Raw genomic sequence first — 11,442 nt, 5'->3', positions numbered from 1 at the left:
GCCTGCGGCCGCGCCGCCAGCCGCGTGCGCAGGCGCGCCAGCGCGCGGCCGAGGCGGGCGCTGTCACAGGGCTTGAGCAGGTAGTCGATGGCGTCGGCATCGAACGCGTCGCACGCGTAGCGGTCGTAGGCGGTGACGAAGACGACGAGCGGCGCCGGCTCCGGCAGCGAGGCCGCCAGTTCGATGCCGGACAGCTCGGGCATCTCGATGTCGAGCAACAGCGCGTCCGGGCGGAAGCTGGCGATGCGTTCCAGTGCATCGATGCCGTCCGCCGCTTCCTCGACGGCGGCGATGCCGTCCTGCTGCGCCAGCAGGTGGCGCAGCCGCATGCGCGCCGGGCGCTCGTCGTCGACGATCAGGAGGCGCATGGCAACCTCACAACGGCGCGCACGCCACCCTGCGGCCTGGCCGTCAGGTCCAGCCGCGCCGCGTCGCCATACAGCGCGGCCAGGCGCGCGCGCAGGTTCGCAAGGCCGATGCCGCCGGGACGCTCCGGCACCGCCAGCCGGCCCGCATCGTCCTCGACGCCCAGCACGAGTTCGTCACCCTCGCGGCGGACGGACACGCCGATCCGCGTCCGGCCGCGGCGTCGTTCGACCGTATGCTTGAACACGTTTTCCAGCAGTGGCTGCAGGCTCATCACGGGTACTTCGCGGTCGAGCAGGGTGTCGTCGACGTGCCAGGCGATGGCGACGCGGTCGGCGTAGCGCTCCGCCATCACGTCCGCATAGCCGCGCGCGAGGCGCAACTCGGTCGCGAGCGGCGCGGCGTGGCGGTCGCCGATGGCCAGTGTTTCGCGCAGCACGTCGGCCAGCTGCGTCAGCATCGCGTCGGCACGCGCCGGGTCCGTCCAGATCAGCGCCGACACCGTGTTGAGCGCATTGAACAGGAAGTGCGGTTGCATCTGCTGGCCGAGGCGCTGCAGCTGCGCCTGGTGCAGCAGGGCGTTCGCCCGTTCCGCGCGCAGCCGCTCTTCCAGCAGGGCGCGGTACGACTTGACGCCGAAGCGGACCGCCATGAACAGGCCGAAGAAGATCGAGATCTTCATCGATTCGTACAGGAACAGCTGCGGCACGGTGTCGTGGCGGTAGGTTTCGCCGACCAGCGCGTAGACGGCGTGGCGCAGGCCGAAGGCGAGGGGGACGAAGGCGATCCAGTACATCGGCAGCCAGCGCGCCTGGCGCGCGAACCAGCGCCACGGCGTGCCCAGCAGGTATTCGTCTTGCTGCGACCAGCGCAGTTGCACGAGGGCCAGCACGCTCACGACGAGCGCGGACGAGCCTTCCCACAGCAGCGGTTTCCAGATCGCATGGCTGTGCTCGTTGCGCACGAAGTCCTGCACGGCGACGAGGACCATCAGGATCCAGAACAGGATCCAGGCGGATACGAAGACGGCGTTGCGGCGCAGGAAGCTCATGCGGGGATGATCGGCCATCCTTGTCGGCTTGTCAAAAGGGTGGCGGCAGGCAGCGGTGCGGCGTCCGCACCGCGGTTCTGCAAACGTCGAGCCGAGCAACCACAGGAGATGCGACCTGGCTTTCAAGTTGATGGCCGAATGTGTCGATATGTGCGCCGACCGTGCACATTCTCTGACGAGATCCGGAACTTGTTCAGCGCGCTTTGGTCCAACGCCCTACTAAACGGAATCCACGATCATGCTCCTGTCCCACCGGCTCCGACTCGATCCGACACCTGCGCAGCGCGACTATTTTGTGCGCGCTGCCGGTACCGCCCGGCGCGTCTGGAACTGGGCGCTCGCCGAGTGGAACCGCCAGGTCGCCGCCGGCCAGAAACCAAATGCGATGGCACTGAAGAAGCAGTTCAATCGCATCAAGTATTTGGACCCGGACTGACTGGACGACGACGGCCAGCCCTGGCTGCGCATAATCCACCGCGACGCCCACGCGCAACCCTTCGCGAACCTGGCAAAAGCGTGGTCCCGCTACTTCAATCAGCGCCGCACAGGCCAACAGGCGCACCGACCGCGTTTCAAGAGGAAAGGGCGTTGTCGCGATGCGTTCTACCTTGCCAACGATAAATTCCGGATCGCAGGGAGGGAAGCCGTGTTGCCGAAAGTCGGGCGCGTGCAAATGCGCGAGCATCTGCGCTGGCACGGCAGGATCATAGGGGCAAGTGTCGGGCGCCAGGCCGACCACTGGTATCTGGCGGTGCAGGTCGAGGTGCCCGATCACGTTGCGCGCCTGCGCCGCACGGGTGACGGCGTCATCGGCGTCGACCTGGGCGTGAGTGCGGCCGCCACCCTGTCGAACGGCGAGAAAATCGCCGCACCGCGCCCGCTCGCGGCGGCGCTGCGGCGCCTGCGCATCCGCTCGCGGCGCCAGTCACGCAAGCTGGATGCGGCCAAGAAAGCAGCCGGCATCAAGGGACCGATCCCGAAAGGTACACGGCTGCCGGTATCGAAGAACAGGACGTGTGGCGCTCGCGCGCTGGCGCGACTGCACGAGCGCATCGCCCGCGTGCGCGCCGACTTCATGCACAAACTGACCACCCGGTTGTGCCGCGAAAATCAAACGGTCGTGATCGAGGACCTGAACGTACGCGGGATGCTGGCCAATGCCCGTCTGGCGCGTGCGATCGGCGACGTCGGCTTTTATGAATTCAGGCGCCAGTTGCAGTACAAGGCCGAGCGCTACGGTACCCGACTCGTGCTGGCGGACCGGTGGTATCCGTCGAGCAAGCTGTGTTCGGCGTGCGGCGACCGATACGCCACGCTGAGCCTGGGGGAACGCACCTGGACCTGCGCCGCGTGCGGCGCGCATCACGACCGCGACGTGAACGCGGCGACCAATCTGCAACGGCTCGCAACCGGCGCCCTCGCGGCGCAAACTGCGCTACCCTTGGCGAGCCGGGCGGTGACGCTTGGCACTGCCGCCAGCGATGGGCTGGCGGGAGGCGGGAAAGTGACGCCTGCCAGGCACGAGCACGGTCAGCAGGACGGCTCGGGGCAGGAAGAGAACGGTGGGCACTTGTGCTCACATTTTTGATAGCAGAAAGCCATGGAACGTTTCCTGTTCGTGTACCACGGCGCGCCGGGCGCCGATTCCGATACGCGCCACGACCTGGCGCGCTGGGCCGTGTGGTTCGACAGCATGGGCTCGCGCGTCATCGAGCGCGGCAGCCTCACGCACAGCGCCGTCGAGATCCCGCGCCGCCTGCTCGGACCGAAGGAATCCGCCAGTTCGCTGTGCGGCTATTCGGTCGTCGAGGCGGCGGATTTCAACGAGGCCGTCGAGATCGCCGAACGCTGCCCGATTTTCGACGAGGACGGGTCGCTCGAGATCGCGCGCCTGACGATTCCGCTGTCCTGACGATGGCTAGTCGTCGATCTGGTCGTCACCCGGCTTGCGCCCGCGGCTGCGGTCGAGTGGGCCCTTCATCGTCTCGACGTCGCGCATGAACTCGTCCACGCCGTGGTCCGGACTGAGGCGGACGGCCGGCGGCAGCAGCACCGACATATACAGCTCGTCGGAAAAGCGCCCTGTGCGCTGCACATTGCCCGCGAGGATCAGACTGGATGACAGTACGGCCAGGCCGGCGCAGATCCAGCGGTAGCGCACGCGGTTGCGTGGACGGATCGTGCTCAAATGAAAATAGATGACGCCGGCCAGCAGCAAGGTCGCCGCGTGCGACCCATAGTGCGTGAAGTTTTCGGCCGAGAACGCGTAGGCGAGCAGGCTGGCGAGCGCGACACAGCCGGCCAGGGCAGTGATGCCGCAGCCGAACACGAACAAATGCCGGCCCAGGCGCGCGTGCCGTCCGAACAGACGGTTGGCGAAGGCCCACATGCCGCCCCACAGTAGGGCGGCGGCGAGTCCGCCCGCCAGTGCCTCGGCATAGCGCGCCGGTTCGAAGAATTCCGTGTCGCTGAGCCAGCACGCCACCAATGCGACGCATCCCGTGAGCAGCAGGCCCACGGCGCCCGGCAGCACGCCTTCCCAGCCGTGCAGCGTGTGGTCGGCGAGTTCCGGTGCGACGGGAAAGTCGGCCGCGCGCACGCGCAGCGACGTATGGCCGATGCGCACGACGGTGTCGCCGGCCAGCACGGCATCCTGGCGGCGCTTGCCGGCGACGACGATGCCATTCTTGCTGCCGAGGTCGCGCAGTATCAGATGGCCGGCCGCGTCCGGTTCGACGATGGCGTGAGAGGGCGCCGCGTAATCGTCGTCGAGGATCACGTCGTTGCCGTAGTCGCGGCCTATACGGATGGGCAATTTATCCACGCACTGGCGCTGCAGCACGTCGCCGTTGCGGGCCAGCAATTCGACGAACCAGGGGCCCATCATCGGGTACCTGGACGCGTGCGGCTGCGCCCGAGCGCAGACAGGAACGCGCGCGTGGCGCGCATGCCGTTCTCGTAGGAGACGCCCGCGAGATCGAGACGGCTCAGCAGGTTCGCGTTCGGGTCGTCCGTGCTGGCGGCCAGCAGGGTGAAGTTGTACAGCCCGGCGAACTTGCGGTAGGCGCGCACGCACGTCACCGCACGCACGGGCAGGGTGGCCGTATGCACGAACATTTCCGCGCAGGCGGGGCGGGTGAGGCGCGTGTCGCGGCCGGAACCGATGCGGTCGACGCGAAAGCGCGAGCTGGCCAGCACGGAGAACTGCAGCGGATGCAGCGAGCTGGAGCGGATCACCTGGTGCGTCATCGACACGTGGCCCGTCTGCTGCGTGTCCGAGACATAGATCGCCGCCTCCATCGCGCAGCTGACGGCGTCGAGCGTGAATTCCGCCTCGGCGCGGAAGTTCGAGCGGCCCCAGCAGCGCAACTGCTGCGATTCGCGCACGGGCACCTGGTACGGCCCCATCGTGCGTATCGACAGCGGTTCGCCCAGCAGCCGGTCGATCAGCGCGCGCTGGTGCGCCAGCAATTGCTGCCCGATCAAGGGGTTGAAGTTCTTCGGCGCATGCGGCTGCGCGGCGACCCTGCCCAGCAATTCCTGGGCGTACCTGACGGGCACGAGGAAGCTGACCAGTTCGCCGTCGAGGCGCTTGGACACGTTCACGCCCACCACGACACCGGCCGCCGTCACGCTGGGGCCGCCGCTCATGCCCGAATTGATGGGGCCGGTGAAAACGAGTTGGTCATAGAAACTGCGAGTGACGATGCCGTTATACGAACCTTCCGAGATGGCGAAGCCGAGGTCGAGCGGGTTGCCGAGCGAATACAGGTACTGGCCCTGCAGGAGTTTCACGGGACGCTCGGGCACCTGGAAGAAGCCGCTGCCGTTGCGGTTCACGCGCACGACGGCCAGGTCGTGCAGCACGTCCACCGCGAGCAGTTCGACGGGGCCGCTCTTGCCGTCCGTGTCGACGTATTCGCCGACGTACACGTCCGGGTCGAGCGCCATCTGCGACACGACGTGGTAATTGGTTAGCACGAGGTTGCCCGTGCCGACGAGGAAGCCGGAGCCGACGCTGGACTGGCTGCGGCCGTTCTTCAGCAGCATGCGGATCTGCAGCAGGTCGGCCCGGGCGGCGGAATACAAGGTCTGGGCGGCGCTGGAAGGCATGGGCAGCGCGGCCGTCTCGTCCGTCTCGCCGGGGCCGGGTGCGGGTGGCGTCGTCGCCGGCGGCGTGGCGGGCGGGATCACGAGGGGAGGTTGCGGCGCGGGCTTTTCGCGCTGGACGACTGCCTTGCCCGCGGCGACGGCAATCGAAGCGGTGCCGAGGACGGCGACGGTGGCGCCGAGGACGGCGGCCGCGATCAGGGCCAGCAGGATACGGCGGGTGTGCGGGGAGGGGCGCATACCATCCTTCGACGGGCAAGAGGAGTGGTTCCATCTTGCCAGAAGTAGCGCCCGCCGCGTGCTTATGCTTCGCTGTCGAGCACGGCTTCGGTCACCGGGGTCATCATGTGCCCCAGCTTGGCCTGCTTCGTATTCAGGTAGTTGTCGTTGTAGGCGTTGCGGTTGACGAGCAGCGGCACGCGTTCGGCGACCTGGATGCCCAGCTTGCCGAGGGCGTCGATCTTGCGCGGGTTGTTCGTCATCAGGCGCACGGATTCGATGCCGAACTGCAGCAGCATCGGCAGCACCAGTTCATAGTTGCGGGCATCGGCGTGGAAGCCCAGTTGCAGGTTCGCCTCGACCGTGTCGGCGCCCGCTTCCTGCAGGCGGTAGGCGCGAATCTTGTTGACGAGGCCGATGCCGCGGCCTTCCTGGCGCAGGTACAGCAGGATGCCGCGGCCTTCGTCGGCGATGCGGCGCAGTGCGGACTCCAGCTGGGCGCCGCAGTCGCAGCGCTGCGAGAACATCACGTCGCCCGTCAGGCATTCCGAGTGGATGCGCGCCAGCGGGGCGTCGCCCGTCGACAGGTCGCCCAGGGTCATCGCGAGATGCTCCTTTCCGGTCGCATGTTCGACGAACGCATGCATGGTGAACTGCGCCCACGGCGTCGGCAGGGTGCACGACGTGACGTAGTCGACGAGGTTGGAAGGCGCGTTAGCGTTGTCTTGCATGGTTGATCCTGGACCGATGGCTGAAAAACAGGGTAAGTAACAGGCGAGTTTACCGGAAATCGGACATAGCCGTGTAGTTCATCCGATATGGTTGCTACTGATCGGAAATGCAAGGCGGGCCTGCGGCGTGGCCAAAAGGGGACGGATTCGTACGCACGCCTCAACAATATTTACGCACGGAATTTTCGCTGTGCTAGGCTGATGGTGGCGCGCAAAGGCGCCGTGTCCTTGTCAGTTTGTCATGCCGAATCCCCAGAAACTTTTCCGCCGCCTGCTGCCGCGCGCCCTCGGTGCCTGGCTGGCCCTGGCCTTCGTCCTGCTGTCCATCGTCCTGACCCTGGCCCTGACCGCCCTCATGGAGCGCAAGTCGACCGAACAGGTGGAGACGAGCATCGGCCATGGCCTGGCCGAACTGGCCATGCAGACCTCCGACAAGCTGGAACGCGGCATGTTCGAGCGCTACCGCGAAGTGAGCCTGCTGGCGCACCGGCGCGCGCTGGCCGACGACCAGCCGCTCGAGCGCCGGCGCGCCACCCTGGACGGCATCCAGGGCAGCCTCGGCTACTACAGCTGGATCGGGCTGGCCGGACTGGACGGCAAGGTGCAGGTGGCGGCCCAGGGGCTGCTGGAAGGGGTGGACGTGTCGAAGCGTCCATGGTTCCGCAACGCCCTGCGCGGCATCCACGCGGGCGACGTGCACGAGGCCATGTTGCTGGCGCGCTACCTGCCGAGGCAGCACGAACCCTGGCGCTTCGTCGACGTGGCGTTTCCGTACGTGGACGCGGACGGCGTCACGCGCGGCGTGCTGGGCGCGCACCTGTCCTGGCAATGGGCGCGCGACGTCGAGCGTTCCGTGATGGCCGGGATCGCCGCGCGGCGCCAGGTCGAGGCGCTGATCGTCGATGCGGAGGGCGACGTGCTGCTGGGCCCGGCGGACGTGGCCGGCAAGCGGCTTACCCTGCCCAGCCTGAAAGCGGCGCAGGCGCAGCGCCATGGCGGCTACGCCGTCGAGACGTGGCCGGACGGCCGGTCCTACCTCGTCGGCTACACGCTCGGCCACGGCTACGGCGAGTATCCGGGCCTGGGCTGGACCGTGCTCGTGCGCCAGAACGTCGACGACGCGTTCGCGCCCGTGCGCCGCCTGCGCGAATATGGCCTGGCCTGCGGCGTGCTGCTGGCCGCGCTGTTCTCGCTCGCGGGCGTGGCGCTGGCGACACGTATCACGCGTCCGCTGGGCGAACTGGCCGACGCCGCGCGCCGCATCCGCGCCGGCGAGACGGTGACCATCGAAGTCAGGCGGGGCGGCTATGCCGAGGTGCGCGCGCTGGGCACGACGCTGAACGCGCTCGTGGCGAATCTCGTGCGGCGCCGGCGCGCACTGGAAGACCTGAACGCGACCCTCGAGGCGCGCGTCGCCCAGCGCACGCGCGAGCTGGAACAGGCGCTGGTCAGCGTGCGCGCCAACGAACAGCGCGTCGCGAACATCATCGAGACGGCCCAGGATGCCTTCGTCGGCATCGACATGCGCGGCCGCATCATCGACTGGAATTCGGCGGCCGACAAGATGCTCGGCTGGAGGCGCGAGGAAGCCCTGGGCTGCGTCGTCTCGGACCTGATCATGCCGGAACGCTACCGGGCCCGCTCGCGCGAGCTGCTGGCCCACTTCCTCGAGACGGGCGAAATGGAAACGCTGGGCCGGCGCGTCGAACGGGTGCTGGTGGCGCGCGACGGCCGCGAGATTCCGGTCGAGATGACCCTGGGCCTGGCCGGTACGGGCGACGGCCTGTTCTTCAGTGCGTTCGCGCACGATATCTCGGAACGCAAGGAGGTCGAGCGCATGAAGGACGAATTCGTGTCGACCGTGTCGCACGAACTGCGCACGCCGCTGACCGCGATCTCGGCCTCGCTGGCCCTGCTGGCCGACGGCATGGCGGGCGAGCTGCCGGACGATGCGCGGGGCCTGGTCGACGTCGCCAACGCCAGTTCGGGTCGCCTCGTGCGCCTGGTCGGGGACGTGCTCGACCTGCAGAAGATGGATGCCGGCCGCATGGCGTTGGACTGCGCCGTGCAGCCGCTGCTGCCGCTGGCCGAGGATGCCGTCGCCGCGATGCAGAGCTTTGCCGCGCAGAACGGGATTGCCCTGTCGTGCGTGGTTGCTCCCGGCGCGGAAGGCGCGCACGTGGACGTCGACCGCGACCGCCTGGCCCAGGTGCTGACGAATCTACTGTCGAACGCGATCAAGTTTTCCGAACCGGGATCGACGGTGCGTACCCACGTCGAGGCGCGTGGCGAGGCGGCGCGCCTGGCCGTGGCCGACGAGGGCGCCGGCATTCCGGAAGCGTTCCGCGAGCGCGTGTTCCAGCGCTTCGCCCAGGCCGACGGCGCCGATTCGCGCCGCCAGGGCGGCACCGGCCTCGGCTTGTCGATCTGCAAGACCATCGTCGAGGAACTGGGCGGCAGTATCTGGTTCGACAGTGCCGAGGGCATCGGCACGACCTTCTACGTCGAGCTGCCGTTGGCCGCCTGAGCGCCATCCGCGCCTGGCCGGCCGTAGCGCAGTTCGAATTCGTCCAGCGCCATCGGGCGCCCCAGCAAATAGCCCTGCATCACGTCGCAGCCGTGCGCGGCCAGGAAGGCCTGCTGCGCATCCAGTTCCACGCCCTCGGCCACCGTCGCCAGGTGCAGCTTGCGCGCCAGCGCGATGATGGCTTCCACGACCGACGACGCGTTCGGGTCGCTGTCGACGTCCTGCACGAACGAGCGGTCGATCTTCAGCGCCGTCAGCGGAAAGCGTGCCAGGTAGGCCAGCGATGAATAGCCGGTGCCGAAATCGTCCAGCGCGAAATTCACGCCAAGCCCGCGCAGCTGGCGCATGCGGTCGGCCAGGTCGGCGGGATTGCGGGCAAACACGCTTTCCGTCAGTTCCAGGGTGAGGCGGTCGGCCGGGGCGCCGGTCGCCGCCAGCAGCGTGGCGACGGCTTCCGGGAAGTCCGGGTCGCGCATCTGGTGCACGCTGACGTTCACGGCCAGCTTCAGTCCGCGCAGCTGCGGTGCCTTCGCCCAGCGCACCAGTGCGTGGCAACCCTGTTCCAGGACGTCCATGCCGAGCGCGGTGATCAGACCGCCGGATTCGGCCGCGCCGATGAATTCGGCGGGGCTCACCAGCTCCCCGGCCCCGCGCTGCCAGCGCACGAGCGCCTCCGCGCCGACGAGGCTGCCGTCCTGGCCGAATTGCGGCTGGCAGTACAGCACGAACTGGCGCCGCGCCAGGCCCGTGCGCAGTGCGGCCGACAGCGCGGCCTGGCGCTCCACGGCGGCCTGCATGCCGGGGTCGAAGAAGCGCAGCGTGTTGCGGCCCTCGTCCTTGGCGCGGTACATCGCCAGGTCGGCCTGGCGCAGCAGGGTGTCGATGTCGCTGGGCTCGCCGTCGAACAGCGTGGCGCCGATGCTCGGGCTGCTGGACACCTGGCGCCCGGCCAGCATGAACGGTTCGCCGAGCACCTCGATCAGCTTGCGGGCCACGGCCTGGACCTCGACCGTCGCCTCGGCCGGCGTGGCGCCGAGGTTTTCCAGCACGATCACGAATTCGTCGCCGCCCAGGCGCGCCAGGTGGTCGCCTTCGCGCAGCGCACGGCGCAGGCGCCGTGCCACTTCGCGCAGCAGCAGGTCGCCCATGTCGTGGCCCATCGTGTCGTTCAGCAGCTTGAAATTGTCGAGGTCGAGGAACAGCAGGGCGCCGTGGCGGCTCGCGCGGCCGTTGCGCGCGAGAATCTGGCTCAGTTCCTCGATCAGGAAGCGCCGGTTCGGCAGGCCCGTCAACTGGTCGAAAAACGCCAGTTCGTGGATGCGGCGCTCGGCCTGCTTGCGCTCCGTGAGGTCGGTGTTGGTGCCGGACAGTCGCACGGCCTTGCCCGTGGCGTCGCGCAGGATGTAGCCGCGGCTCAGCACGGGCACGTAATGGCCGTCGCGGTGGCGCAGGCGGAATTCGATGGAATAGGTCTGGCGCGTGCCAGGCAGCAGCTCGTCGAGGAAGGCGACGATGCGCGTGCGGTCTTCCGGATGCATCAGGCGGATCCAGGCCTGGTCGTCGGTGGCGTGTTCGCCGGGCACGTAGCCGAGCATTTCCCACCAGCGCGCCGAATAATAGAGTTCGCTGGTGACGAGGTCCCAGTCCCATGGCGCGTCGGTGGAGCCCTGCAGGGCCAGGCGCATGCGCTCCTCCGACTTGTGCAGCGACTGTTCCGTGTACTTGAGGGCCGTGCAATCCGTGAAACAGACGACGACGCGGTGCATGGCGCCGTGCTCGTCGCGTTCTGCGTAGGCGTTGCAGATGACCCAGCGCAGGTCGCGCTGGACGGGACGGGGGAGCCCGACGACGAGGTCCGACACCTTGGCGCCCGTGCGGAGGACCTCGTTCACGGGATATTCCGATGCCGGCATGACGGTGCCGTCCGCGCGCAGGAATTGCCAGCGCCCCTCGACGCCCGGCGCGCCCCGCAGCTGTTCTTCGGTCCTGCCCAGCAGCGCCAGCGCCTGCGGGTTGGCGGACACCACCCGGCCGCCGGCATCGTGGATCACGACCCCGGCGGGCAGGTGGGCGAGCAGCTCGTCGAAACGGCGCTGGGCATCGTCCGGGACGGCGTCGGCGCGATCCGCGCCAGGCTGATTCGCATGCATATCGACTTTTGGTTACCGATTTATTGCATGCTAACAGTTCGTGGCCAGCAGTGGCGCGCGCCCGTTAGAGCTCATTCCAGTAGGGTGTGTTAGGGCAAAGTTGTAATGTCCGCTTCTAGCAAAGTAGAAATGTCCGCTTTTGCTAGATAGCTCATGCTGTCGATTCTGAATGGTTTGGAGTCGAGTGTGGGCAAAGTCGGGAGCATTACGATGGAGGAGTTGGAGCGCGCCGAAATCATCGCCGCCAGTGTCAGGGGCGAGATCACGGCGGTCATTGCGGCACAGCGC

At 68.0% G+C, this 11,442-nt stretch carries 10 protein-coding genes; 4 read left to right on the top strand and 6 right to left on the bottom strand.

From position 1 onward, the window contains the following. Nucleotides 1–368, bottom strand: a 368-nt coding sequence (locus AC1DYX_RS21050) for a LytR/AlgR family response regulator transcription factor (RefSeq protein ID WP_477262410.1), incomplete at its 3' end; no start/stop codon positions are given. Further along, nucleotides 356–1,435, bottom strand: coding sequence for a sensor histidine kinase (locus AC1DYX_RS21045; protein ID WP_477262408.1), 1,080 nt, complete (start codon nt 1,433–1,435; stop codon nt 356–358). The genes AC1DYX_RS21045 and AC1DYX_RS21050, both read right to left, overlap by 13 nt. 220 nt (nt 1,436–1,655) lie before the next feature. Here AC1DYX_RS21045 and AC1DYX_RS21040 point away from each other — a divergent pair, with 220 nt between their 5' ends. Genes AC1DYX_RS21040 through AC1DYX_RS21030 form a run of 3 tightly spaced genes read left to right on the top strand, consistent with a single transcriptional unit; the run spans nt 1,656 to nt 3,329 of the window. Then, nucleotides 1,656–1,853 (top strand): helix-turn-helix domain-containing protein, encoded by a 198-nt coding sequence (locus AC1DYX_RS21040; protein ID WP_477262406.1) that lies wholly within the window; start codon nt 1,656–1,658, stop codon nt 1,851–1,853. Beyond that, entirely contained in the window at nt 1,854–3,005 is a 1,152-nt protein-coding gene (locus AC1DYX_RS21035) for an RNA-guided endonuclease InsQ/TnpB family protein (protein WP_477262412.1), read from the top strand. 12 nt (nt 3,006–3,017) lie between these two features. Further along, nucleotides 3,018–3,329, top strand: coding sequence for a hypothetical protein (locus AC1DYX_RS21030; protein WP_477262404.1), 312 nt, complete (start codon nt 3,018–3,020; stop codon nt 3,327–3,329). Nucleotides 3,330–3,335: 6 nt separating this feature from the next. Here AC1DYX_RS21030 and AC1DYX_RS21025 read toward each other — a convergent pair whose 3' ends face one another. The 3 genes from AC1DYX_RS21025 to ribA all read right to left on the bottom strand — a co-directional run bounded on the left by AC1DYX_RS21025 (nt 3,336) and on the right by ribA (nt 6,477). Then, nucleotides 3,336–4,304, bottom strand: coding sequence for an FHA domain-containing protein (locus AC1DYX_RS21025; protein WP_477262402.1), 969 nt, complete (start codon nt 4,302–4,304; stop codon nt 3,336–3,338). Continuing rightward, nucleotides 4,301–5,767, bottom strand: coding sequence for a S1 family peptidase (locus tag AC1DYX_RS21020; RefSeq protein ID WP_477262400.1), 1,467 nt, complete (start codon nt 5,765–5,767; stop codon nt 4,301–4,303). The genes AC1DYX_RS21025 and AC1DYX_RS21020 overlap by 4 nt, the downstream gene beginning before the upstream one ends. 62 nt (nt 5,768–5,829) lie before the next feature. Beyond that, nucleotides 5,830–6,477, bottom strand: a complete 648-nt coding sequence (gene ribA, locus AC1DYX_RS21015; RefSeq protein ID WP_477262398.1) for a GTP cyclohydrolase II — start codon at nt 6,475–6,477, stop codon at nt 5,830–5,832. Nucleotides 6,478–6,718: 241 nt separating this feature from the next. On the opposite strand from ribA, the gene AC1DYX_RS21010 reads away from it, so the two are divergent. Continuing rightward, entirely contained in the window at nt 6,719–9,004 is a 2,286-nt protein-coding gene (locus tag AC1DYX_RS21010) for an ATP-binding protein (RefSeq protein WP_477262396.1), read from the top strand. Here AC1DYX_RS21010 and AC1DYX_RS21005 read toward each other — a convergent pair. Next, nucleotides 8,977–11,154 carry a putative bifunctional diguanylate cyclase/phosphodiesterase gene (locus AC1DYX_RS21005; RefSeq protein ID WP_477262394.1) on the bottom strand — a complete coding sequence of 726 codons (2,178 nt, stop codon included), beginning with the start codon at nt 11,152–11,154 and terminating at the stop codon, nt 8,977–8,979. The two genes, AC1DYX_RS21010 and AC1DYX_RS21005, sit on opposite strands and share 28 nt — an antisense overlap. Nucleotides 11,155–11,442: the final 288 nt, after the last annotated feature.

The organism is Massilia sp. P2_C2 (assembly GCF_056404615.1).
This window is presented reverse-complemented; position numbering and strand designations above follow the sequence as displayed.